General features: G+C 69.2%; 20 protein-coding genes, 1 tRNA gene and 3 pseudogenes. 12 read left to right on the top strand and 12 right to left on the bottom strand.

The features are described 5' to 3' along the window. Positions 1-179: 179 nt before the first annotated feature. Positions 180-1,205 (top strand): hypothetical protein, encoded by a 1,026-nt coding sequence (locus ACQ86G_RS00535; protein ID WP_431258836.1) that lies wholly within the window; start codon positions 180-182, stop codon positions 1,203-1,205. An 85-nt stretch (positions 1,206-1,290) separates the two neighbouring features. Here the strand turns inward: ACQ86G_RS00535 and ACQ86G_RS00530 are convergent, their stop codons facing one another. Both ACQ86G_RS00530 and ACQ86G_RS00525 read right to left on the bottom strand, forming a co-directional pair. Further along, the gene (locus tag ACQ86G_RS00530) at positions 1,291-2,184 is read right to left on the bottom strand and encodes an NAD(P)/FAD-dependent oxidoreductase (protein ID WP_431258835.1); all 894 of its coding nucleotides are present in this window, start codon (positions 2,182-2,184) and stop codon (positions 1,291-1,293) included. Then, positions 2,174-2,643 (bottom strand): annotated as a pseudogene (locus tag ACQ86G_RS00525) (Rrf2 family transcriptional regulator). Before ACQ86G_RS00525 ends, ACQ86G_RS00530 begins: the two are co-directional and overlap by 11 nt. A gap of 147 nt (positions 2,644-2,790) precedes the next feature. On the opposite strand from ACQ86G_RS00525, the gene ACQ86G_RS00520 reads away from it, so the two are divergent. Then, complete coding sequence (locus tag ACQ86G_RS00520; RefSeq protein ID WP_431258834.1) at positions 2,791-3,012, top strand: hypothetical protein; 222 nt, start codon at positions 2,791-2,793, stop codon at positions 3,010-3,012. A 126-nt stretch (positions 3,013-3,138) separates the two neighbouring features. On the opposite strand, the gene ACQ86G_RS00515 is transcribed toward ACQ86G_RS00520, so the two are convergent. Both ACQ86G_RS00515 and ACQ86G_RS00510 read right to left on the bottom strand, forming a co-directional pair. Beyond that, positions 3,139-4,176 carry a response regulator gene (locus tag ACQ86G_RS00515; RefSeq protein WP_431258833.1) on the bottom strand — a complete coding sequence of 346 codons (1,038 nt, stop codon included), beginning with the start codon at positions 4,174-4,176 and terminating at the stop codon, positions 3,139-3,141. 74 nt (positions 4,177-4,250) lie between these two features. After that, positions 4,251-7,717, bottom strand: a pseudogene (locus tag ACQ86G_RS00510) (hybrid sensor histidine kinase/response regulator). A 110-nt stretch (positions 7,718-7,827) separates the two neighbouring features. Between ACQ86G_RS00510 and ACQ86G_RS00505 the strand changes: the two are divergent. The 7 genes from ACQ86G_RS00505 to ureG are packed head-to-tail and all read left to right on the top strand — an operon-like array spanning position 7,828 to position 12,854. Next, on the top strand, positions 7,828-8,130 hold the full coding sequence (locus ACQ86G_RS00505) for an urease subunit gamma (RefSeq protein WP_431258832.1): 303 nt from the start codon (positions 7,828-7,830) through the stop codon (positions 8,128-8,130). A gap of 40 nt (positions 8,131-8,170) precedes the next feature. Continuing rightward, positions 8,171-8,830, top strand: coding sequence for a HupE/UreJ family protein (locus ACQ86G_RS00500; RefSeq protein ID WP_431258831.1), 660 nt, complete (start codon positions 8,171-8,173; stop codon positions 8,828-8,830). After that, positions 8,827-9,132 carry an urease subunit beta gene (locus ACQ86G_RS00495; RefSeq protein ID WP_431258830.1) on the top strand — a complete coding sequence of 102 codons (306 nt, stop codon included), beginning with the start codon at positions 8,827-8,829 and terminating at the stop codon, positions 9,130-9,132. Before ACQ86G_RS00500 ends, ACQ86G_RS00495 begins: the two co-directional genes overlap by 4 nt. Beyond that, positions 9,132-10,850: an urease subunit alpha gene (gene ureC, locus ACQ86G_RS00490; RefSeq protein WP_431258829.1), complete on the top strand. Its 1,719-nt coding sequence runs from the start codon at positions 9,132-9,134 to the stop codon at positions 10,848-10,850. The genes ACQ86G_RS00495 and ureC overlap by 1 nt, the downstream gene beginning before the upstream one ends. Next, a complete protein-coding gene (ureE, locus tag ACQ86G_RS00485) occupies positions 10,851-11,498 on the top strand; it encodes an urease accessory protein UreE (protein ID WP_431258828.1) in 648 nt (215 codons plus the stop codon). Next, positions 11,482-12,195 (top strand): urease accessory protein UreF, encoded by a 714-nt coding sequence (locus tag ACQ86G_RS00480; protein ID WP_431258827.1) that lies wholly within the window; start codon positions 11,482-11,484, stop codon positions 12,193-12,195. The genes ureE and ACQ86G_RS00480 overlap by 17 nt, the downstream gene beginning before the upstream one ends. After that, a complete protein-coding gene (gene ureG / locus ACQ86G_RS00475) occupies positions 12,192-12,854 on the top strand; it encodes an urease accessory protein UreG (protein ID WP_431258826.1) in 663 nt (220 codons plus the stop codon). Before ACQ86G_RS00480 ends, ureG begins: the two co-directional genes overlap by 4 nt. Positions 12,855-12,979: 125 nt before the next feature. Here ureG and ACQ86G_RS00470 read toward each other — a convergent pair whose 3' ends face one another. The 3 genes from ACQ86G_RS00470 to ACQ86G_RS00460 form a co-directional block, all read right to left on the bottom strand. Then, entirely contained in the window at positions 12,980-14,536 is a 1,557-nt protein-coding gene (locus tag ACQ86G_RS00470) for a tripartite tricarboxylate transporter permease (RefSeq protein WP_431258825.1), read from the bottom strand. Between the two features lie 10 nt (positions 14,537-14,546). Beyond that, on the bottom strand, positions 14,547-14,972 hold the full coding sequence (locus ACQ86G_RS00465) for a tripartite tricarboxylate transporter TctB family protein (protein WP_431258824.1): 426 nt from the start codon (positions 14,970-14,972) through the stop codon (positions 14,547-14,549). 191 nt (positions 14,973-15,163) lie between these two features. After that, positions 15,164-16,087, bottom strand: a complete 924-nt coding sequence (locus ACQ86G_RS00460) for a LysR family transcriptional regulator (RefSeq protein WP_431258823.1) — start codon at positions 16,085-16,087, stop codon at positions 15,164-15,166. Positions 16,088-16,200: 113 nt separating this feature from the next. On the opposite strand from ACQ86G_RS00460, the gene ACQ86G_RS00455 reads away from it, so the two are divergent. Next, positions 16,201-17,010 (top strand): NAD(P)H-dependent oxidoreductase, encoded by an 810-nt coding sequence (locus tag ACQ86G_RS00455; protein WP_431258822.1) that lies wholly within the window; start codon positions 16,201-16,203, stop codon positions 17,008-17,010. A gap of 7 nt (positions 17,011-17,017) precedes the next feature. On the opposite strand, the gene ACQ86G_RS00450 is transcribed toward ACQ86G_RS00455, so the two are convergent. From ACQ86G_RS00450 to ACQ86G_RS00430, 5 genes and pseudogenes are all read right to left on the bottom strand, one after another. After that, the gene (locus ACQ86G_RS00450; protein WP_431258821.1) at positions 17,018-17,893 is read right to left on the bottom strand and encodes a cyanophycinase; all 876 of its coding nucleotides are present in this window, start codon (positions 17,891-17,893) and stop codon (positions 17,018-17,020) included. A 5-nt stretch (positions 17,894-17,898) separates the two neighbouring features. Next, positions 17,899-18,501 carry a hypothetical protein gene (locus ACQ86G_RS00445; RefSeq protein ID WP_431258820.1) on the bottom strand — a complete coding sequence of 201 codons (603 nt, stop codon included), beginning with the start codon at positions 18,499-18,501 and terminating at the stop codon, positions 17,899-17,901. A gap of 15 nt (positions 18,502-18,516) precedes the next feature. Continuing rightward, positions 18,517-18,951: a Panacea domain-containing protein gene (locus ACQ86G_RS00440; RefSeq protein ID WP_431258819.1), complete on the bottom strand. Its 435-nt coding sequence runs from the start codon at positions 18,949-18,951 to the stop codon at positions 18,517-18,519. Between the two features lie 52 nt (positions 18,952-19,003). Continuing rightward, a tRNA-Ser gene (locus ACQ86G_RS00435) sits at positions 19,004-19,091 on the bottom strand. Between the two features lie 95 nt (positions 19,092-19,186). Beyond that, a pseudogene (locus ACQ86G_RS00430) lies at positions 19,187-20,016 on the bottom strand (symmetrical bis(5'-nucleosyl)-tetraphosphatase). 99 nt (positions 20,017-20,115) lie between these two features. Between ACQ86G_RS00430 and ACQ86G_RS00425 the strand changes: the two are divergent. Next, positions 20,116-21,417, top strand: coding sequence for a hemolysin family protein (locus tag ACQ86G_RS00425; RefSeq protein WP_431258818.1), 1,302 nt, complete (start codon positions 20,116-20,118; stop codon positions 21,415-21,417). After that, positions 21,414-22,157 (top strand): SapC family protein, encoded by a 744-nt coding sequence (locus ACQ86G_RS00420; RefSeq protein WP_431258817.1) that lies wholly within the window; start codon positions 21,414-21,416, stop codon positions 22,155-22,157. The genes ACQ86G_RS00425 and ACQ86G_RS00420 overlap by 4 nt, the downstream gene beginning before the upstream one ends. Positions 22,158-22,163: the final 6 nt, after the last annotated feature.

The following is a 22,163-nucleotide window of genomic DNA, read 5'->3' as shown; positions in this document are numbered from 1 at the left end:
TGCACCGCCGCTGCGGTCACGTCGTTGAGACGTCATTGATGCAACATGCGAGCCCGTTCCGGGACGAGGTCGTGACCTCGGGGAACGGGGGCTGACGCACAACGTCGAACAACACGAAAGAACCAGGAGGACCCGCGATGACGAGGACTGCGACGACTGAGATGACTGGAATGACTGGAATGACGAGGACCGCCCCGAGGCCGGTGCGCGCGATCGCGCAGATCAGCCGGGCGATGCTGGCGGCGCTGATGCTGCTGGTGGCGATGCTGACGGGGTCGTCGGCCTGGGCGGCGCGCGATGACGGCGAGTGGCAGGTCCTGAGCGCGCGCTACGGCACCGCGCAGCGCAACATGGACGTGACCGACCGGCTGCGCGACCTGGCGCGGCGCGACGACCGCGTGCGGGTGACCAACGAGCTGTTCGGCAACGATCCGGCCTACGGCCAGACGAAGACGCTGCGCATCTACGCGCGCAACCGCAACGGCGACAACCGCACGTTCGAGTTCCGCGAGGGCAGCGTCATCGACGGCAACGACTTCACCGGCTGGCGCGGCGGCGACTGGGGCCAGGGCGGCGGCCACGGCAACTGGGAGGGCGGCGGCGGTCACGATGACGGCGCCTACGCGATCCTGGGCGCGCGGTACGGCATCCCCGAGGCCAGCATCGACGTCACCGGCCGCCTGCGCGAACTGGCGCGCCGCGACGCCAAGGTGCGCGTGACCAACGACCTGTTCCGCGACGACCCGGCGGTGGGCCGCACGAAGACGCTGCGCATCTATGCGCGCGACCGCAGCGGCCAGGTGCGCACCTTCGACTACCGCGAGGGCGCGTGGATCGACGGCGGCCAGTTCACCGGCTGGGGTCGCGGCGAATGGGGCCAGGGCGGCTGGAACGGCGGCTGGGACGGCCGGCCCGGCAGCGCCAATCCGGGCGGCTACAACCCCGGTGGACAGGGGCCGGCCCAGGGGCAGCGCCTGAACATCGTGCGCGCCACCTACGGCAAGGGCGGCCGCGTCCTCGACGTGACGGAACGTCTGCGCAGCAACATCCGTGGCGGTGTGCTCGACGTCCGCGTCGACAACGACCTGATCGGCGCGGATCCCGCCAACGGTGAAACCAAGACGCTGCGCGTGACCTTCACGGTCGGCCGCAGCGGGGAGCAGACGCGCGAGGTGCGCGAAGGCGACCGGATCCGGTTGCCCTGAATCTGGCGGGCCGTTCCGGCGGCCGCATGAAGGTCCGGCGATCGAGCGCCGGATGACGAGGGCCCCGCGAGGGGCCTTCGTCGCTTCAGAACATCGTGGAGCGGTGCGCGCCGAAGCCGGCCATCGCGCCGTCGGACACGGCGAGCGTGACGCTGCCGGCCGCGCGGGCCGCGTCGCCGCAGGCGAAGACGTTCGGCACGCTGGTGTCCTGCATCGTTCCCACCTTGATGAAGGGCCCCATGGGCCCGTCCTCCATCGCGCAGCCGAGCTGCGCGGCGATGGTGCTCGACGGGGTGGTGCGCGGCTGGGTGAAGAGACCGTCCATCGTCAGCGTCCGGCCGTCGCGCAGGACCACGTCGGCGAAGCCGTCGATGCGGGCGATCGGCGTCGGCTCGACGCGCGTGCCGCGGCGGGCGAACTCATCGAGGTCCTCGGCGCTGGGTTCGTAGACACCGTTCAGGAACAGCGTCGGCACGCCCCAGTCGGGCAGCATCATCGCGTGGTGCTGCGCCAGCGGAGATGCCGCGACGATGCCGATCCGGCCCTGGTCCAGTTCGTACCCGTGGCAGTACGGGCAATGGAAGACGCTGCGTCCCCAGCGCTCGGCCAGGCCGGGCACGGGCGGCAGTTCATCGCGGACGCCGGTGGCGAGGATCAGCCGCCCGGCGCTGACCGCGACGTCGCCGACGCGGAATTCGAGGCGACCGTCCGGCGCCACGCGGCCGTCATCGGCGAGCCCGGACATCCACTGCACGGTCGGATAGAGCCGCAGCTGGCGGCGGGCTTCCTCGGCGATCGCGGCGGGGGCTCGCCCATCCTGCGTCAGGAAGCCGTGCGCTTCGCCGTCGTGGTCGTCGACGCACTGGTTGCGTCGTCGACCCGCGTCGACCACGAGCACCTGGCGTCGCGCCCGCGCCAGTTGAAGCGCGGCGGCCATGCCGGCGTAGCTGCCGCCGATGACGGCGAAATCAATCTTCATGGTGATGCTCCTCGAGTCGGTGAGGCGCGTGGCCGAGCTCGACCATGCGCTGGTGGAAGTCGCGGGACAGCGTGGCGAGCGTCACCGCGCCCAGCCGCTTCAGCAGGAGCGCCTCGGCCTCCTGCACGGCGGTGCCGAGCGCGTCGTTGACGGCGCGGGCGACGAGGCACTCCGGGTGCTCCTCGCGGAAGCCCAGGGACACCAGCGATGGACCGCCGAGCGCCTCATGCACGTCGCGCAGGGTGATGCGCTCCAGCGGGCACGACAGCACCCAGCCGCCGCCGTGGCCCTTCGCGGAGGCGACGAAGCCCGCCTCGCGCAGGCCGCCCATCAGGCGGCGCAGCACGACGGGGTGGGTCTGCATCGCGGCGGCGAGCGACTCGGACGTGGAAGGGCCTTCCCCTCGGCCATGTGCAGCAGCACGTGGAGAACGTCGGACAGCTGGCTGTTGGATTTCATGCAACATTATGAGTTGCATGAAAAAGGCATGGTCGTCCGTGGGGACTAAATCCAACCTTGAGGTTTCCAACAATCTGCTATTTCTTTCCAAGTGGGCGCGTGAGGCAATCGACGACTTCATTGATCCAACTCTTGAGGAATCAGAGCATGAAGCGCAATCAACGAAGGAAAGAAGTGAAGAAAGCGGAGGAGCCGAAACTCCGCTGCAAGGTGACGATCGTCAGCGAAGAGCAGATGTGGGCAGAGAAGCGGGCCAAGCAGGCGAAGGACTACGCCAACGTCGTGTCCGGCAGGATTGACGGGATGGCCATGGGTTGGTTCTCCGAGGAGCGCATGAAGACGGTCGAGATTCCCAACTCGCCCTATTGATCGGAGGCGCGGGACGCATGTCGGGGAACTGGAGGTCGACGTGCCGTCATCGTCCGCAGGCGATCACCTGCGCGCCAATCCGATGCCGCCAGCCTGTCATCCGATCGCGCCATCGGCCCGGCCCCCTCAGACCTCCCACTGCGGATGCATCTCCCTGACCCGCGTGAGTGCCATCGACGCGGCCGCGGTGCGGGTCTCCACGCCGAGCTTGGCGTGGATGCGCTCCAGGTGCTTCTTCACCGTCGCCGGACTGGCGCCGAGGATCTCGCCGATGTCGCGGTTGATCTTGCCCTTCACGACCCAGTAGAGCACCTCCGCCTCGCGCGCCGTCAGGCTGAACGCGAGCCCCAGCGAACGGATCACGGCGACGTCCGAGACCTCGCGCATCACGATCAGCCAGTCGCCGCCGGCCGCCGCCCCCACGCCCGCGACGCCGGGCGTGTCCTCTCCGCCGATGCAGTGGTGCAGCCGGAAGCTCAGCCGCCGCGCGCCGAGCTCGGCGCACAGCCGGGCCGGCTCCTGGGGCGGCATGCCGTCCGCGGGCGTGTGCGCCGCCATCTCGTCGAGCGTCTTGCGCAGCCAGGCCAGCACCGGCGCCGGCGTCTGCGGCGCGATCGTGCCGTAGTAGAGCTGCAGCAGTTCGCGCGCCAGCGGCGTCTGCCAGAGCAGCCGGCCCGACGAGGCGCGGACCGCGATGCTCGCGTAGCCGAAGGCGTCCAGCGCCTGGCGCGTCTGCCGCGCCTGCCGCGCGCCCTGCAGGTGGACCTGCATGCGCGCCAGCACCGCGCGCGGATCGAGCGGCTTGGTCACGTAGTCGACGCCGCCGGCCTGCAGCGCGGCGACGAGGTGCTCCGTCTCCGTCAGCCCCGTCATGAAGATGATCGGGATGTGCGCCGTCGAGGGATCGGCCTTGAGCCGCCGCGCGACCTCGAAGCCGTCCATGCCCGGCATCATCGCGTCCAGCAGCACGATGTCGGGCCGGCCCTGTTGCACGCAGGCCAGCGCGGCCTCGCCGCTGGTCGCCGCCAGCACGATGTAGCCGTGCTCGTCGAGCGCGTCGTGCAGCAGCGACAGGTTGTCCGGCACGTCGTCCACCATCAGGACGCGATCCCCTTGCTGCTGGTCCAGCAGCGCGGCCACGGCGGAAGGAAGCGGAGAGTTCATCGCAGGTCGTCCAACATCTGTCGCGGTCAAGGCCATGGGCATCGCGGGGATCACGGGCGTCGTCATGGCCGGGCTCACGCGGGGTTCTCGCTGCGCGTCAGGCCGCGCAGCATCGCTTCGAACTGGAACTGCCGCGCCAGCGCACGCTGCGCCTCGCAGAAGGGGCGCCACACCGCGTCGGCCGCTTCGATCCCATCGAGCTGCTGCAGCACGCCGCGGTAGTAGCCGAGCTGCAGCGCCTCGCGCAGCCCGGTCAATCGATCGACCGGCGGGACCTCGATCGGCTCGGGCGCGGGCGGCGGACCGGCCGCCACGCGTTCGGGACCGACGCGCCACGAGAGCGACAGCTGTTCGGTGAGCCAGTCCAGCAGCAGCTCGTGCCGGACCGGCTTCAGGATGAAGTCGCGCGCGGCGATGCCGGCGTCGTTGTCCTGGCCGCGCTCGAACGCATTCGCCGATACCACCGCCACCGCCGGCGCGTTCACGCCGAGATCGCCCAGCATCCGGCGCAGCCGACGGATCGTCTCCCAGCCGTCGATGCCGGGCATCGCGAGGTCCATCAGCACCGCGTCCGGTACCCAGCCCGCCGCGACGAGGTCGAGCGCATCATGACCGCTCGAGGCGTCGCGCACCGTGAAGCCGAGCGGCTCCAGCAGTTCGATCAGCAGCTGCCGGTCATCCGACTCGTTGTCGACGATCAGGATCCGCGGCGAGACGCCGTCCAGGCCGAGGCGTTCCTTGGCCGCGCGGCGCATGCGAGGCGTGTCCCAGATGCGGCCGTGCAGTTCCGGCAGGAACAGGCGGACCTTGAAGGTCGAGCCGAGGCCGGGCTCGCTGATCGCCGACATCTCGCCGCCCATCAGCGCCGTGAGCATCTTGGAGATCGTCAGTCCGAGCCCCGCGCCCGGCGCGCCGCCGGCGCCGCTGGTGCCGCGCGCGAACGGCTCGAAGATGCGCGCCAGCTCCGCGGCGTCCATGCCGGGGCCGGTGTCGGCGATCTCCAGCGTGGCCATCTCGCGGCCGTGCCGCACGCGCAGCGTGACCTCGCCCTCGGTGGTGAACTTGATCGCGTTGCCCAGCAGGTTGATCAGGATCTGGCGCAGACGCTGCTCGTCCGCGCGCACCCATTCGGGCAGCGCGCCCTGCGGCTCGAAGCGGAAGCTCAGGCCCTTTGCCGCCGCCTGCGGCTCGAACATGTCGGCCAGCTCGCGCAGCAGCTCGTCGAAGCGCACCGGCGCGGGCTCCAGGCTCAGCCGGCCGGCCTCGATGCGCGCGATGTCCAGCGTGCCGTCGATCAGCTGCATCAGGTGCTCGCCGCCGCGTTTGATGACCTGCACCGCCTGTCGGCGCTGCGGCGGCAGCGAGGCGTCCGCCGCCATCAGCTGCGCGTAGCCGAGGATGCTGTTCAGCGGCGTGCGCAGCTCGTGGCTGATGGTGCTGATGTAGCGGCTCTTGGCCTGGTTGGCGGCCTCGGCCGCGGCCTGCGCGCGCTCGGCCTGCAGCCGCGCGCCCTGCAGCGCCTCGTCGGTGCGGCGGTGCGAGTCGATCTCGCGCATCAGCGCCTGCGTCTGGCGCTTCGATTCCTCCTGGGCGACGACGCGGCTCTGGTGCGCCAGCACCAGCCACCATGCGACCGTGCCCGCCACCAGCAGCAGCGCGAGGAAGGTCTTCAGCATCCCGGAGCGCAGGCTGACGCGCAGGGCCTCCTGGGCCGCCAGATCGAGCAGCGGCGGCAACTGCTGCAGCTGCTGGTGATAGAGCAGTCCGAACAGCGTCGCCAGCAGCGGGGTGATCACGCCCATCAGCAGCAGGTAGTGGCCGAGCCCGGTGTCGATGTAGCGCCAGCTGCGTTGCGGCAGCACGCGGCGCAGTGCGGCGGTCCACTGTGCGGCCAGGCTCGCCTGCGGCTTGCACAGGTCGCCGCAGCGTGCGTCCAGCGTGCAGCACAGCGAGCAGATCGGGCCGCGGTAGGCGGGGCAGTGCGCCATGTCCGGGCCTTCGTAGTCGCGCTCGCAGATCACGCAGCGGCGCACGCCCTCGGTCGTCGCCGCGGCGATTTCCGCCGCCGGCCGCGCGAGGTAGTAGCGCCCCTTCGTCGCCCACGCGATCAGCGGCGCCGTGACCAGCGCGGTCACCATCGCGATCGCCGCCGACCAGGCCTGCGCCAGCGTGCCCATCACGCCCAGGTGGGCCGCCACCGACAGCACCGAGGCCAGCGCCATCGCGCCGACGCCGACCGGATTGACGTCGTAGAGGTGGGCGCGCTTGAACTCGATGCCGGGTGGCGAGAGGCCCAGCGGCTTGTTGATCACCAGGTCCGCGACGACGGCCATGATCCAGGCGATGGCGATGTTGGCGTAGAGGCCGAGCACGTGCCCGAGCGCCTCGAACACGTTCATCGACATCAGCATGAACGCGATCAGCGTGTTGAACACCACCCACACGACCCGGCCGGGATGGCTGTGCGTCAGGCGCGAGAAGAAGTTGCTCCACGCCAGCGAGCCGGCGTAGGCGTTGGTGACGTTGATCTTGAGCTGCGACACGACGACGAACAGCGCCGTCACCGCGACCGCCCAGCCGTACTGCGGGAACACGTACTCGTAGGCGGCCAGGTACATCTGGTTGGGATCGACCGCGCGCTCGGCCGGCACCGCATGGCTGACGGCAAGGTAGGCCAGCAGCGCGCCGCCCAGCATCTTCAGCACGCCCAGCACGATCCAGCCCGGTCCGCCGGCGAGCACGGCGGCCCACCAGCGCAGGCGGTTCCCCTTCGTCTGGCGGGGCATGAAGCGCAGGTAGTCGGCCTGTTCGCCCATCTGGGTGATCAGCGCCACGCCGACGGTCAGCGCCGCACCGAAGGCGTGCACGTCGAAGGCCGCGGTGCCCGACTGCGACCCAACCTGGGTCGTGATGCCATCGAATGCACCAGGATGACGCCATCCCACCCACGCGAAGGGCAGCACCAGCAGCGCCAGCCACAGCGGCTGGGTCCAGAGCTGCAGCCGGCTGATGGCAGAGATGCCGTGGGTCACCAGCGGGATGACGACCACCGCGCAGATCAGGTAGCCCCACTGCGGCGGGATGTCGAGCGCCAGCTCCAGCGCGTAGGCCATCACCGCCGCTTCGAGCGCGAAGAAGATGAAGGTGAAGCTGGCGTAGATCAGCGAAGTCAGCGTCGAGCCGATGTAGCCGAAGCCGCGCCGCGGGTCAGCAGGTCCATGTCGACGCCGTGGCGGGCCGCGTAGACGCTGATCGGGAGGCCGGCCAGGAAGATGATCAGCCCCGTGGCCAGGATCGCCAGCGCGGCGTTGGTCCAGCCGTAATGCAGCAGCAGCGTCGCGCCGACGGCCTCCAGGATCAGGAAGGACGCGGCGCCGAAGGCGGTGTTGGCCACGCGCCAGGTCGACCAGCGCCGGAAGCGCTGCGGCGTGTAGCGCAGCGCGTAGTCCTCCATCGTCTCCCGCGCCACCCAGGCGTTGTAGTCCCGCCGCAGCTTGATGATGTGCTGCGGGGCGTCTTGGGAGGGCAGGGGAGCGTCCATGGGCGGGGGCCGTCCAGGAAATGCATGAACCGTGCCCGCACCGGCATGGGGCTTGCTAGAGACAGGACCGGGACCAAGAATGGCGCGTCGTCGCCACATCACCGCCGGCCATGGAACTCACGCCCCGCGAAAAAGACAAGCTGCTGATCTTCACCGCCGCGCTGCTCGCCGAGCGGCGCAAGGCGCGAGGGTTGAAGCTCAACTACCCGGAAGCCGTCGCCTTCCTCAGCGCCGCCGTCATGGAAGGCGCCCGCGACGGCAAGACCGTCGCCCAGATGATGAAGGAGGGGCGGGAGCTCCTCACCCGCGACGACGTCATGGACGGCGTGGCCGAGATGATCCCCGACATCCAGGTCGAGGCCACCTTCCCCGACGGCACCAAGCTCGTGACCGTCCACCAGCCGATCCCCTGATCGACGATCCCCCGATCCATTGATTCCCCTGAGGACCGCGATGACCGCTCGACTCCTTCCCGCGTCCTTCGCCGACGCCGCCGTGACGGCCCTCCAGGCGCTCGCCCTGACCGTCGCCGCCGTGCTGCCCGTCTTCGTCTTCGCCCATACCGGCGAAGGCGTTCCGCACGGCCACGGCACCCAGAGCGCCGTTGCCGTGTTCGGCGCCGGCTTCTCCCATCCGTTCACCGGGCTCGACCATCTGGCCGCGATGCTCGCCGTCGGCCTGTGGAGCGCGCTGACGCAGACCGGACGCCGCATGCTGGCGGCGCCGTTCGCCTTCGCCGGGCTGCTGCTGGCGGGCGCGCTGACCGGATTCGCACTCGCGGACGAGGGCTTCCAGGTGCCAGGTGTCGAGCCCATGGTCGCCGCCTCGGTGCTCGTGCTGGGACTGGTCGCCGCCGCGCGCTGGCGGCTGAGCACGACGATGTCGGCCGCACTGGTCGGCGCCTTTGCGGTCTTCCATGGCCTGGCGCACGGCGCCGAGCTGCAAGGCGGCGCCGCGCTTGCCGGCATGGTCCTGGCGACCGCGCTGCTGCATGCGGGCGGTCTCGCCCTCGGGATGAAGCTGCGTTCGCTCGCGCCGGTCTGGTCGCGCGCAGCGGGCGGCGTCATCGCGCTGCTCGGCCTGGGTCTGCTCGCCCGCATGGTGGTCGCATGACGCCCGGCGAACTGCTGGTGGACGAGGGCGAACTCGAACTGAACCCGGGCCGCCGCACGCTGACGCTGACCGTGGTCAACGGCGCCGACCGGCCCATCCAGGTCGGCTCCCACTACCACTTCGCCGAGACCAACGGCGCGCTGGTCTTCGACCGCGAGGCCGCGCGCGGCATGCGCCTGAACATCGCGTCCGGCACCGCCGTGCGCTTCGAGCCCGGCCAGCAGCGCACCGTCGAGCTGGTCGACTACGCCGGCAGCCGCGAGGTCTGGGGCTTCCGCGGCCTGATCCAGGGAGCCCTCTGATGGCCCGCATCGGCAAACGCGCCTACGCCGAGATGTTCGGCCCGACCGTCGGCGACCGTGTCCGGCTGGCCGACACCGCGCTCGTCATCGAGGTCGAACAGGACCTGACCCTGCGCGCCGGCGGCTACGGCGAGGAAGTGAAGTTCGGCGGCGGCAAGACCATCCGCGACGGCATGGCGCAGTCGCAGCGCACGCGCGCGCAGGGCGCCGTCGACACGGTGATGACCAACGCGCTGATCCTGGACCACTGGGGCATCGTGAAGGCCGACATCGGCCTGAAGGACCACCGCATCGTCGCGATCGGCAAGGCCGGCAATCCGGACACGCAGCCGGGCGTGGACATCGTCATCGGCCCCGGCACCGAGGTCATCGCCTGCGAGGGCGCGATCGTCACCGCCGGCGCGATCGATTCGCACATCCACTTCATCTGCCCGCAGCAGATCGAGGAGGCGCTGGCCAGCGGCGTGACGACCATGCTGGGCGGCGGCACCGGTCCCGCGACCGGCACCTTCGCCACCACCTGCACGCCGGGACCGTGGCACATCGAGCGCATGCTGCAGGCCGCCGACGCGTTCCCGATGAACCTGGGCTTCCTCGGCAAGGGCAACGCGAGCCGGCCCGAGGGACTGGTCGAGCAGATCGAGGCCGGCGCGATCGGCCTGAAGCTGCACGAGGACTGGGGCACCACGCCGGCGGCGATCTCCAACTGCCTGGACGTGGCCGAGGTCACCGACACGCAGGTGGCGATCCATACCGACACGCTCAACGAGAGCGGCTTCGTCGAGGACACGGTGGCCGCCTTCAAGGGCCGCACGATCCACACCTTCCACACCGAAGGCGCGGGTGGCGGCCATGCGCCCGACATCCTGAAGGTGGTCGGCGAGGCCAACGTGCTGCCGAGCTCGACCAACCCGACGCGGCCGTACACGATCAACACGCTCGACGAGCACGTCGACATGCTGATGGTGTGCCACCACCTGGACCCGGCGATCGCCGAGGACCTGGCCTTCGCCGAGAGCCGCATCCGCAAGGAGACGATCGCGGCCGAGGACATCCTGCACGACCTCGGCGCGATCAGCATGTTCAGCTCGGACTCGCAGGCGATGGGCCGCGTGGGCGAGGTGGTGCTGCGCTGCTGGCAGACCGCGCACAAGATGAAGCAGCAGCGCGGACAGCTGCCCGGCGACAGCGAGCGCCACGACAACGGCCGCGTGAAGCGCTACGTCGCCAAGCTCGCGATCAACCCGGCGATCGCGCACGGCGTCAGCCACGAGGTCGGCAGCATCGAGATCGGCAAGTGGGCCGACCTGGTGATCTGGAAGCCGGCCTTCTTCGGCGTGAAGCCCTCGCTGATCCTCAAGGGCGGCGTGATCGCGATGGCGGCGATGGGCGATCCCAACGCGTCGATCCCGACGCCGCAGCCGGTGCACTACCGGCCGATGTTCGGCAGCTTCGGCGGCTCGCTGGCGCGGGCCTCGCTGAGCTTCGTGTCGCAGGCGGCGATCGCCGCCGGGGCGCCGCAGCGCTACGGCCTGGCCAAGACCGCGGTCGCGGTGAAGGGCATCCGTGGCGTGGGCAAGAAGGACATGGTCCACAATGACTATGCCCCGCGGATGGAGGTCGACCCCCAGACCTATGCGGTGCGCGCCGACGGCCTGCTGCTGCACTGCGAGCCCGCCTCGGTGCTTCCGATGGCGCAGCGCTACTTCCTGTTCTGAATGATCCAAGTCTCCAAACTGCTGGCGCAGGGCGCCGGCCTGGCCCCCGTGCTGCTCAAGCGCGCCGCGTCCGTGACGCTCGACTGGGACACGCGCCAGAAGAGCCGCTTCCAGGTTGCCGACAGCCAGGGCCGCGAGCTCGGTGTCTTCCTGCCGCGCGGCACCACGGTGCGCGGCGGCGACGTGCTGGTGGCCGAGGACGGCTCGCTGGTCCGCGTCGTGGCGGCGCCGCAGGCGCTGCTCCGCATCACCGCCTGCACGGCGCACGGTTCGCCGTTCGACCTGATCCGCGCGGCCTATCACCTCGGCAATCGCCACGTGCAGATCGAGCTGAAGCCGGATCACCTCAAGATCGAGCCCGACCATGTGCTCGCCGACATGCTGCGCGCGATGCACCTGATCGTGAACGAGGTCGAGGAAGGCTTCGAGCCCGAGGCCGGCGCCTACGCGGCCGGAGGTCATGGCCACGCGCATGCGCATGACCACGGCAAGGAACACTCGCACGACGCCGCGCATGACCATGGCCACGAGCATTCGCACGGACACTCGCATGATCACGGTCACAAGCCCGCCGCGAAGAAGACCATCGCGATCCAGGCCGCTCCGGCGCCCCATGTGCACGGTCCGGGCTGTGGTCACGACCACTGATCCCGTCTTCGATCCCGTTCCGCCGCTGCTGCGGCTGACGTGGCTCGCGTCGCCGGCCTTGCCGATCGGCGCGTTCTCGTATTCGGAGGTGCTGGAAGCGGCGGTCGAGCACGGTCTCGTGCACGACGACACCAGCGCCGGCGCGTGGCTCAGCCAGCAGCTGCGGCTGCTCGCCCGCGGTGACCTCGCGGCGATCGCCCAGGGCATCGCCGCGTGGCGGTCCGGCGACGAGCCCGCGCTGCGCGAGATCGCGCGCTGGCTGCGCGTCACGCGCGACGGTGCCGAGGCGCGCCTGCAGAGCGAGCAGATGGGCCAGTCGCTGCTGGTCTGGCTGCGCGGCCAGCCGATGGCCTCGCCCGCGCAGCTCGCGTTGCTCACGGCCTGCGCCGACGGGCAGCCGCTGCCCTACGCCTTCGTCATGTCGCTGGCGCTCGCCACGATCGATGTCCCGCTCGAGCAGGCCTTGTTCACGCAGGCCTTCGGCTGGGCGGAGAACCAGGTCCAGGCGGCGCTCAAGGCCGTGCCGCTGGGCCAGACCGCCGGCCAGCGCGTGCTGACGCGGCTCGCGTCCGAGATCCCCGCCGCGGTGGCCGAGGCCATCGCCACGCCGCCCGCGCGGCGGCAGCTGTTCGCGCCGATGCTGTCCGTCCTCGCGGCGCGCCACGAAACCCAGTACTCCCGATTGTTCCGATCATGAGCACGACGTCCACCTCCGCCCTCCATCACATCCCCGGCCGCACCAAGCGCCTGCCGCCGTTGCGCGTCGGCATCGGCGGACCGGTCGGCTCCGGCAAGACGACGCTGCTGGAGATGCTGTGCAAGGCGATGCGCGGGAAGTGGGACCTGGTCGCGATCACCAACGACATCTACACGAAGGAGGACCAGCGCCTGCTGACGATCAGCGGCGCGCTGCCCGCCGAGCGCATCCTGGGCGTGGAGACCGGCGGCTGTCCGCATACCGCGATCCGCGAGGACGCGTCGATCAACCTCGAGGCGATCGATCGCATGCTGGCCCAGTTCCCCGAGGCGGACGTCGTGTTCATCGAGTCCGGCGGCGACAACCTCGCCGCGACCTTCAGCCCGGAACTGAGCGACCTGACGATCTACGTCATCGACGTCGCCGCCGGCGAGAAGATCCCGCGCAAGGGCGGGCCCGGCATCACGAAGAGCGACCTGTTCGTGATCAACAAGACCGACCTCGCGCCCCATGTCGGCGCCAACCTCGACGTGATGGCGGCCGACACGACACGCATGCGGCCCACGCGGCCCTTCGTGATGACCAACCTCAAGACGCTGAGCGGACTGGACGAGGTGGTCGCCTTCATCGAGCAGAAGGGCATGCTGGGCACGGCCTGAGTCCGGCGCTCGCCGACGCGGCAAGAAAAAGCCGCCGGTCGTGATCACGGCCGGCGGCTGAAGGTGGCGGAGCGCGCCCGAACGCGCCCGGCGCGGCGGTGGTCGCCGCGCCGGTGGGGGATGAATCAAGCCACCTGCGGCGTCACCCCGCCGCCGTCCTTGCCCTTGGTGTCGTCGTCGTCATGACCGCCCGCGGATTTCGTGCCCTTGCGGTTGGACAGGATGAAGGCGATGAACTGCCACGCGATGAAGAACGCGATGATCGCCAGCAGCGTCGCGCTGATCGGGCGCTGCACGAAGACGTCGAAGTGGCCGCGGCTGATCAGCATCGCGCGTCGGAAGTTCTCTTCCAGCATGGGGCCCAGGATGAAGCCCAGCATCAGCGGCGCGGGGTCCATGTCCAGCCGCATGAAGATGTAGCCGGCCAGGCCGAAGGCCGCGGTGACGAAGATGTCGTCCAGGTTGTTGTTGACGCTGAAGGTGCCGATGCAGCAGAAGAACAGGATCGACGGGAACAGCACGTTGTACGGGATCTTGAAGACCGACAGCCAGTAGCGCACCAGCGGCACGTTCAGCACGACCAGGAACACGTTGCCGACCCACATCGAGGCGACCAGGCCCCAGAAGATGTCCGGGTGTCCGCCGATCATGTTGGGACCCGGCTGGATGCCCTTGATGATGAACGCGGCCATCATCAGCGCCATCACCGGGTTCTCCGGGATGCCGATGGACATCAGCGGGATGAAGCTGGTGCGGGCGGCGGCCTCGTCGGCCGCGGCCTGGCCGGCCACGCCTTCGATGGCGCCGTCGCCGATCTCGTGGCGGTACTTGCTGACCTTCTTGTCCACGGCGTAGGCCGCGAACTGGGCGATCGTCGGGCCGCCGCCGGGCAGGATGCCCAGCACCGAGCCGATCACGCTGCCGCGCAGGGCGCTCGGGATGATGCGCTTGAACTCGGGCCAGGTCGGCATCAGGTGGATCTTGCCGTTGAAGGGCGTGCGCTCGTTCTTGGCGTCCAGGTTCTTGGAGATCTCCGCGATGCCGAAGCAGCCCAGCGCGATGCTCACCAGGCCCACGCCTTCGGCGAGGAAGGGCATGTCGAAGGTGTAGCGCTCCAGGCCGCTGTTGACGTCGGTGCCGATCTGGCCGAAGAGCACGCCGATCAGGCACATCGCCAGACCGTTGAGCAGGCTGCCGGTGGTCACGAAGCTCACGCAGAGGAAGCCCAGCAGCATCAGCGAGCAGTAGTCGGCCGGGCCGAACAGGAAGGCCACTTCACCCAGCGTCGGTGCCAGGCAGGCCAGCACGACGATGGCGACGGTGCCGCCGATGAAGCTCGAGATGCCCGCGGTGAAGAGGGCCAGGCCCGTCTTCCCCTTCAAGGTCATCTGGTACCCGTCGATGCAGGCCACGATGGAGCTCGCATGCGGGATCTTCATCGTGATGGCGCTGACGCTGTCGCCGTACTGCGCGCCGTAGTAGATGCCGGCGAGCATGATCAGCGCGCCGTTGACGGGGATGGAGTAGGTCAGCGGCAGCAGCACGCTGATGGTGGCCAGCGGGCCGAGGCCCGGCAGCAGGCCGACGAGGGTGCCGACGACGCAGCCGATCGCGCAGAACATCAGGTTCTGCCAGGTCAGCGCGTGCTCGAAGCCGAACGCGAGGTTGTGGAGGATTTCCATGGTCGGGGCCTTACAGCAGCGGCAGGTTGAGGCCGAGGAACTTCTGGAAGGCGAAGGCGATGGCCAGCAGGCCGATCGAGATCACCACGTTGCGTTTCCAGGAGTAGTTGCTGCCGGCGGCCGTGGCGATGAACACCATCACGACGATGCCGGCGGACATGTTGACGAAGCGCGAGGTCAGCGAGAACGCGGTCAGCGCGGCCAGGATCAGGCCGATGTTCTTGACCTGGAACTCCAGGCCGGGGCCGCCGGCGACGATGCCGCGCACGATGGTGGAGATGGCCACCAGGCCCAGCAGGATGCTGATCATCAGCGGGAACATGCCGGCGCCGGCATGGTCCATGCGGCCGATGGGATAACGCAGCGCGCCCAGTCCGAAGAACAGGGCCACCGCGGCGAGGAACAGGCCTCGGACGAGTGAACGATTGAGGGTCATGGCACACCGGGAGGTATCGAGATGTGCCCATGGTTCCGGCGCCGCTCTGCCGTGTCGTACGCATTTCTGCGCAGCGATGGCTCATCGAAGGTGGTTCGACAGCTTGCGGACAGCTTCAGGTTAAGAACCTGTTTGTCATACGTTGTATGAGTGTTTTGACGACGTCGAATCGTCGTTGATTCACGACGTCGTCACGCCCCGCCCACCGCCAGCACCTGCTCGCGCAGCCAGCGTTGGGCGGCATGGCCCTGGTTGCGTTCGTGCCAGACCATGGCGATGTCGAAGCCCTCGATCGGCAGCGGTGGGGTCAGGACTTGCAGACCTGCGGCGCGTCCCTTGACGAGACGTTCGGGCACGAGCGCCACCAGGTCGGAACGGCTGACGATGTCCGGCACGAAGAGGAAGGACGCGGCGGAGAGCACGACCTGGCGCTTCAGGCCGAGGCCGGCCAGGGCCTGGTCGACGGGCGTCGAGAAGGCGCCGCCAGCGAGGGAGACGATGACCTGCTCCAGCCTGGCGAAAGCTTTGGCGCTGAGCTTGCCGATCGCCTGCCCGCCCGGCTTGCCTGCCAGCGCCGGATGACCGCGGCGGGCGATCAGCACATAACGTTCGTGGAACAGCGCGCGCATGCGCAGGCTCGGCGCGGCTTCGATCGGTTGCATCAGGCCCAGGTCGACATCGCCGCGCGCCATCTGCGCGGCGTGCTGGGCCGGGTCCATGTGGCGCACGGCGATGCGGATGCCGGGCGCCTCGCGGCGCAGCCGCAGCACCAGCGGCTGCAGGACGCTGGTCTGCAGGTAGTCCGAGGCCGCGATCGTGACGGTGAGGTCGGCGGTGGCGGGGTCGAAGTTCAGGTGCGAACTCGCGACGTTGCGGACCTGGTCCAGCGCCAGACGCAGCGGTTCCAGCAGCGACAGCGCCTTCGCCGTCGGCGTCATGCCGCGCTGCGCGGGCAGCAGCAGCGGATCGTCGAAGACGTCGCGCAGCCGCGCGAGCTGCGCGCTGACGGCCGGTTGACTCAGGCTCAGGCGCGCGGCGGCGCGGGTCACGTTGCGCTCGTTCAGCAGTGCTTCGAGCGTCACGAGCAGGTTCAGGTCGATGCGGCTGGTATCCATGAAATCGATAGTAGGACAGAGAAGACGTGATTTCACGGATGGGTCGCGGATCGTCAGACTGCGTTCATTGCTTCCCGTTCATTCCCAGCCACTTCGACTTTCCGGAGCCTTCCATGACCCGTTCCCCCGATACCGACTTCCCCGATCGCAAGACCGTGCTGATCGTCCACGCTCAACCGGAGCGCACCTCCCTGACGCGCACGCTGGTCGACGTCGCCGGGCAGACGCTGCGTGCCGCCGGCCACGAGGTGCTGCAGTCCGACCTGTATGCGATGGGCTGGAAGGCCGTCTACGACGAGCAGGACTTCCCGGTCCGCACCGACACGGGACGCCTGGACTTCGTGCGCGAGTCCGGCCATGCCTTCGAGCAGGGGCACCAGCCGGCCGACGTCGTCGAGGAACAGCGCAAGCTGCTCGCGGCGGATCTGGTGATCCTGCAGTTCCCGCTGTGGTGGTTCGGCATGCCGGCGATCATGAAGGGCTGGATCGACCGCGTCTGGGCGCGCGGACTGGCCTACGGCCGCAACGGGCAGGGCAACCGGGTGCGTTACGGCGAAGGCGGTTTCGAAGGCCGGCGTGCGATGGTGTCGGTCACGACCGGCGGTCCGGCCGCCGACTACGGCCCGCGCGGCATCAACGGACCCATCGATCAGCTGCTGTTCCCGATCACGCATGGCACCTTGTTCTATCCGGGCATGTCGGTGCTGAAGACGCATGCGGTGCATGGCGCGGGGCGCATGATGCCGGAAGCGGTCGAGGCGGCATCGGCCGCCTGGCGCGAGCGGCTGGCCCATGTGTTCGACGAGGCGCCGGTGGCCTTCCGCGCGCAGAACGGCGGGGACTATCCCGACGGGCACGAGCTGGGAGACGGCGTCGCACCGGGCGTCACGGGCTTCGCGGCGCACGTGGCCGCAGGTCTCTGATCGCGCGTCAGTCGCGCAGCGAGGCCGAGGCGGCGATCGCGTGCAGAACGCGCAGCAGATGCGGCGGCACCGCCGGATCGCCGAAGCGCAACGACGTGCCCGCGGCGAGCAGGTAGAAGCCGAGGTTCTCCAGCGCGATGACGCCGGCGGGTTCGCGTCGATCGCTGGCGCGGCCGGCTTCGATGACCGTCGCCGCGCCGCTGCCGACGACTTGCAGGCCGACATCCGGACGGACGAGCAGCGCGGTGTCCTCGTCGATGCCGACGCCGAGCCGTCTCGGATCGAGCGACACGAGCCGCAGCAGCCGAGCATGGCGCTTGCGCTGCGCGAAGTGCTGATCGACGACGAGCGCGGGCATCAGCCCGAGCGCGCGGTGCAGCGGTTGCGGCGGCCCCGCGAACTGCTCGTCGAGATCACCCACCGGCATGTGTGCGCCGAGTGCCGACGCTCCGGCGCTGGTGCCGGCGACGGCGAGCTCCCCGGCACGATGGCGTTCGCGGATGAGCGCATGCAGCGGCGTGTCGACGATCACGTCGACCAGCCGCTCCTGATCGCCGCCGGTCATGAAGAGCAGATCGGCCGCTCGCGCGGCATCGAGCGTATCGGTGGCGCCGGCCGCGTCACGGTCACGTGGATCGAGCCAGCGCGGCTCGGCACCGAGTGCTCGGAAGGCGGGTTCGTACTGGGACCAGAGCAGGTCGGGCTCGCCGCTGGCGGTGCTGAGGACGACGACCTGCAGCGGCGCTGCCATCGGACTGGCCGATCGCCCCTCATCACACGCCGCGATCAGTTCGCGCAGCACCGTCCCCGGCGTCAGCCGGTCCTCGTTGCCGCCGATGAGGGCGAGCAGGGCAGGGGCGTGGAGCGTGGGACGGGTCGACATGACTCTCAATGGGGCTCGGTGGGATACAGGGAATGCTCGCGGTCCCACCACACGAAGTGGAAGTGCGCGTCGACGATGAATCCCCACGCGCGACGCTTCTGGCCGCTGAGACGGAACCGGAAGACCGAGTCGAATTGATCCAGGTCCAGGCTCACCCAGCGTTGCTGGGCTTCTTCAATCAGGTCACCCACTTCGTGCAGGTGATGCATCTTGTGGCCGGAGCCTGAAGCGAGCTTGTCGATCTCGCCCCACGTGAGTCCTGCGAGGTCGCGCATCGGAGGGTGGATGGTCTCGTCCCACTCTTCCTCCGACCAGGCGCGGGGTTCACCCCAGGACCAGTGATCGTCCTTGTCCGCGCGCGTGGTGCACCACGTCATCCGGGCATGGAAGCGACTGCCGTCCTCGCGCGTCTTCGGCGCGCGCGCAGCGACCGTCGCAGCGCGGGCGAGATGAGGCGCCAAGCGGGGCTCGGCATTGGGCGCGGGCGCCATGGCATGACGGGGGGCGTCTGCCGTCGGCACCCGGGCGAGCATCGCCGGTTTGCCTGCTTCGAACCTGGCTTGGGCGGCGGCCTTCCTGCGGGCGCGGTCCTCGCTTTTCTTGCCCATCGAGCCGTCAACCCATCAAAGGGACGAGTAGTACTCGTGCATCGCGCCCTGGCTGATCACCGTGGTGGACGCTTCGCCTATCGGCGTGTCGCCGCGGGCGTTCTTCCAGGGATCTTCCTGGTGCGTCAGATTGCTGAGCCACTGCGCGGTCTTGTCGCCGTAGAAGGCGAGGACCCGATCGATGTTGCCGCGCTCCGCCGGTGACAGCCGTGCGCTGTCGGCAGTCTGGAACAGGGTGGCATCGACCTTGAACATGCCGCGGTGCTTCTGATAGAGGCTCGGCAGCACGGGGCCGTTGGCCCAGGCCTGGAACTCCTCGTCGAGCAACGGCGCCTCTTCCCACACCAGGTTCCAGGCCTGCGCGTAGAACATCAGCTTCTGCAGCTTCATGGCCGAGACCTCACCCGTTTGCTCGGTGATGTACTTGGCAACGTCGAATGTGGAGGCCATCGATGAGCTCCTCAACTGCGGGCTGGAAGGCGGGACGCGTTCGAAAAGTGAGTGGCGGAAGCGGTGAGATTCGAACTCACGGACGGTTGCCCGTCGCTGGTTTTCAAGACCAGTGCCTTAAACCACTCGGCCACGCTTCCTTCAGTGCGGCCGACAGACACATCGAGCCACGTCTCCTGTCACAGGAGAAGTCGACATTCTAAGCGTGCCCGGAGAGGCCGCCGGCGAGTGCCGCTCAATCCGCTCCCGGCTTCTTCGCCTGCACGCAGTCGACCTGGATGATCTCCAGCGCCTGACCCTCCGCCACGCGAGCGGCCGACAGCTGGCCGCCCCAGACGCAGCCGGTGTCCAGTGCCAGCAGGTCCGGCCGCTGCACCAGGCCCAGCGTCGACCAGTGCCCGAAGGCGATCGGATGACCGGCCGTGCGCCGTTCCGGCACCTCGAACCAGGGCATGAAGCCTTCCGGCGCCGTCCCCAGACCTTCCTTGGTCTTGAAGTCCAGCCGCCCCTTCGCGTTGCAGAAGCGGATCCGCGTCAGCACGTTGATGATGAAGCGCAGTCGCGGCACGCCCGTCAGCTCGTCCTTCCAGCGATCCGGCTCGTTGCCGTACATCTGCGGCAGGAACTCCGCCAGTTCCGGCCCGCGCAACAGCGCGTGCACCTCGTCCGCCAGTGCCAGCGTCTGGTCCGCGTCCCACTGCGGCACCACGCCCGCGTGCACCATCAGCCAGCCCTGCGACCGCATCGCCAGGCGTTGCCGGCGCATCCACTCGAGCAGCGCCTCGCGGTCCGGCGCCTGCAGGATCGCGTCCAGCGTGTCCCCTTGTGCGGGGCCCGCACGCCGGCCGCGGTCGCGAGCAGGTGCAGGTCGTGGTTGCCCAGCAGGCACTGCGCCGCGTCGCCCAGCGACTGCAGGCGCCGCAGCGTCGTCAGGGAATCGGGGCCGCGGTTGACGAGGTCCCCCAGGAGGTAGAGCCGGTCGCGGGACGGGGAGAAATCGATCTTGTCCAGGAGTCGCGCCAGCGCGTCGCAGCAGCCTTGGAGATCGCCGATGAGGTAATGCATAGCGGGATTCTGCGGTGCCGATGTCACACAGGCTCTGCTAACCTTGCCGACCTTGTGTTTTGGGCGCGACTCGGGGTTAGTACCCGGTCCGCGCTGTCAATGGATACCGCCCTAGTTCTCTTCCTGATCCTGCTCAACGGTTTGTTCGCCATGTCGGAGATGGCCCTCACGGCGTCCCGCAAGGCACGCTTGCAAGTGATGGTGGAAAGCGGGGAGGGCGGGGCGCAGGCCGCCATGGACCTGCACGAGAACCCCACGAAGTTCCTGTCCACGGTCCAGATCGGCATCACCTCCATCGGCGTGCTCAACGGCATCGTCGGCGAGGCCGCCTTCTCCGGTCCGCTGGCCGACGTGCTGCGCGCCAGCACGCCGCTGAGCGCCCGCGCCGCCGACATCACCGCCACCGGCCTGGTCGTGCTGGTGCTGACCTTCGTCACCATCATCTTCGGCGAGCTGGTCCCCAAGCGTCTGGGCCAGATGTACCCGGAAAACGTCGCGCGCCTGGTCGCGCCGCCGATGGAGATCATGTCGCTGGTGACGCGGCCCTTCGTCAAGCTGCTGAGCTTCTGCACCGAGTTCACGCTGAAGCTGCTCGGCATGGGCGGACGCGCCAACCGCGCGGTGACGGAAGAGGAGATCGCCGCCAGCCTCGAGGAAGGCCTGGATGCCGGCGTGATCGAGGAGCACGAGCACCAGATGGTGCGCAACGTGTTCCGCCTGGACGAGCGCCAGATCGGCTCGATGATGATCCCGCGCGCCGAGATCGCGTGGCTCGACATCAGCGACCGCCCGGACCAGATGCTGCAGATCCTGCGCGCGCACGGCTACAGCCGCTACCCGGTCTGCCGCGGCGGGCTGCATGACGTGGTCGGCACGGTCAGCGCGCAGAACCTGCTGGCGCGCTCGCTGGCCGGTGAGTCGCTGGATCTGTCGACCGGCCTGGAACCGCCGGTCTTCGTGCCCGAGACGCTGTCCGGCATGGAACTGCTCGCGCACATGCGCGGCGCGGAAACGCCGCTCGTGTTCGTCGTCGACGAATACGGCGAAGTGCAGGGCGTCGTCGCGATGCGCGACGTCCTGGAGGCCATCGCGGGCGAGTTCAACTCGTCCGATGGAGAAGACGCCTGGGCGGTCCAGCGCGAGGACGGGAGCTGGCTGATGGACGGCCTGATCCCGGTCACCGAGCTGAAGGACCGCCTGGATCTGAAGGAACTGCCCGAGGAGGACCGTGGGCGCTACAACACCCTGGCCGGCATGGTGATGCTGCTGCTGGGGCGCTTGCCGCGCACGGCCGACGTGGCGGAGTGGGACGCGTGGAGATTCGAGGTGGTCGACCTCGACGGCAAGCGTGTGGACAAGGTGCTGGTCTCGCGACTGGCGGACGATGGAGTGAATCAATGAGCAACCCCCCGATGTATGAGAACCTGGTCCCCGTGGACCGGGTGCAGCACAAGAACACGCGCATGAAGGTCGGCGCGCCGGTGCTGGACCGCGTGACGCAGCTGAACTCGCTGTTCGTCGCCGTGGCCGAATTCGCCGACGCCAGCCTCGAATACCCGGTGGTGTTCGTGCGCGTCGGCCAGGCGACCGACGGCCAGCGTCCGGCGGTCGCCCCGCTGGCGGTGTTCGGCCTGCGCCAGGGCAGCAACCTGTTCGTGAAGGACGGCCAGTGGACCGGCCGCTACGTGCCGGCCTACATCCGCCGCTGGCCGTTCGCGATGGCCCGCATCGAGGAGAGCACCTCCGACATGGCGCTGTGCCTGGACCTGGGCTCCGGCGCGTTCTCCGAGACCGACGGCGAGCCGCTGTTCAAGGCGGACGGCGAGGCCACCGAGCTGCTGCTCAACGCCAAGCAGTTCTGCGAGGACTTCGAGCGCGAAGCCGAGCGCACCCGCCAGGCCTGCGAACTGCTGCAGGACCTGGACCTGCTGCAGGACATGCGCTTCGAGGCGCAGCTGCCCAGCGGCGAGAAGCTGGACGTGGACGGCTTCCTGACCATCAATGAGAAGGCCCTGGCCGAGCTGCCCGACGCGAAGATCGTCGAGCTGCACCGCAACGGCCTGCTGGAGGTCATCACGATGCATCGCCTGTCGCTGCGTCTGATGAGCCGCCTGGCGCAGATGTACGTGCCGGCGAACTGAGCGGCG

The organism is Roseateles chitinivorans (genome assembly GCF_050632145.1).
Lineage (GTDB): Bacteria > Pseudomonadota > Gammaproteobacteria > Burkholderiales > Burkholderiaceae_C > Roseateles > Roseateles chitinivorans_B.
This window is presented reverse-complemented; position numbering and strand designations above follow the sequence as displayed.

What these genes read in the sequence shown, in the direction of transcription:
- ACQ86G_RS00455 (WP_431258822.1), top strand. Translation starts at nt 16,201, where the DNA reads ATGACCCGTTCCCCCGATACCGACTTCCCCGATCGCAAGACCGTGCTG.
- ACQ86G_RS00535 (WP_431258836.1), top strand. Translation starts at nt 180, where the DNA reads ATGACGAGGACCGCCCCGAGGCCGGTGCGCGCGATCGCGCAGATCAGC.
- ACQ86G_RS00505 (WP_431258832.1), top strand. Translation starts at nt 7,828, where the DNA reads ATGGAACTCACGCCCCGCGAAAAAGACAAGCTGCTGATCTTCACCGCC.
- ACQ86G_RS00445 (WP_431258820.1), bottom strand. Translation starts at nt 18,501, where the DNA reads ATGGGCAAGAAAAGCGAGGACCGCGCCCGCAGGAAGGCCGCCGCCCAA.
- ACQ86G_RS00515 (WP_431258833.1), bottom strand. Translation starts at nt 4,176, where the DNA reads ATGAACTCTCCGCTTCCTTCCGCCGTGGCCGCGCTGCTGGACCAGCAG.
- ACQ86G_RS00500 (WP_431258831.1), top strand. Translation starts at nt 8,171, where the DNA reads ATGACCGCTCGACTCCTTCCCGCGTCCTTCGCCGACGCCGCCGTGACG.
- ACQ86G_RS00465 (WP_431258824.1), bottom strand. Translation starts at nt 14,972, where the DNA reads ATGACCCTCAATCGTTCACTCGTCCGAGGCCTGTTCCTCGCCGCGGTG.
- ureG (WP_431258826.1), top strand. Translation starts at nt 12,192, where the DNA reads ATGAGCACGACGTCCACCTCCGCCCTCCATCACATCCCCGGCCGCACC.
- ACQ86G_RS00495 (WP_431258830.1), top strand. Translation starts at nt 8,827, where the DNA reads ATGACGCCCGGCGAACTGCTGGTGGACGAGGGCGAACTCGAACTGAAC.
- ACQ86G_RS00450 (WP_431258821.1), bottom strand. Translation starts at nt 17,893, where the DNA reads ATGTCGACCCGTCCCACGCTCCACGCCCCTGCCCTGCTCGCCCTCATC.
- ACQ86G_RS00440 (WP_431258819.1), bottom strand. Translation starts at nt 18,951, where the DNA reads ATGGCCTCCACATTCGACGTTGCCAAGTACATCACCGAGCAAACGGGT.
- ACQ86G_RS00470 (WP_431258825.1), bottom strand. Translation starts at nt 14,536, where the DNA reads ATGGAAATCCTCCACAACCTCGCGTTCGGCTTCGAGCACGCGCTGACC.
- ureE (WP_431258828.1), top strand. Translation starts at nt 10,851, where the DNA reads ATGATCCAAGTCTCCAAACTGCTGGCGCAGGGCGCCGGCCTGGCCCCC.
- ACQ86G_RS00460 (WP_431258823.1), bottom strand. Translation starts at nt 16,087, where the DNA reads ATGGATACCAGCCGCATCGACCTGAACCTGCTCGTGACGCTCGAAGCA.
- ureC (WP_431258829.1), top strand. Translation starts at nt 9,132, where the DNA reads ATGGCCCGCATCGGCAAACGCGCCTACGCCGAGATGTTCGGCCCGACC.
- ACQ86G_RS00530 (WP_431258835.1), bottom strand. Translation starts at nt 2,184, where the DNA reads ATGAAGATTGATTTCGCCGTCATCGGCGGCAGCTACGCCGGCATGGCC.
- ACQ86G_RS00420 (WP_431258817.1), top strand. Translation starts at nt 21,414, where the DNA reads ATGAGCAACCCCCCGATGTATGAGAACCTGGTCCCCGTGGACCGGGTG.
- ACQ86G_RS00520 (WP_431258834.1), top strand. Translation starts at nt 2,791, where the DNA reads ATGAAGCGCAATCAACGAAGGAAAGAAGTGAAGAAAGCGGAGGAGCCG.
- ACQ86G_RS00425 (WP_431258818.1), top strand. Translation starts at nt 20,116, where the DNA reads ATGGATACCGCCCTAGTTCTCTTCCTGATCCTGCTCAACGGTTTGTTC.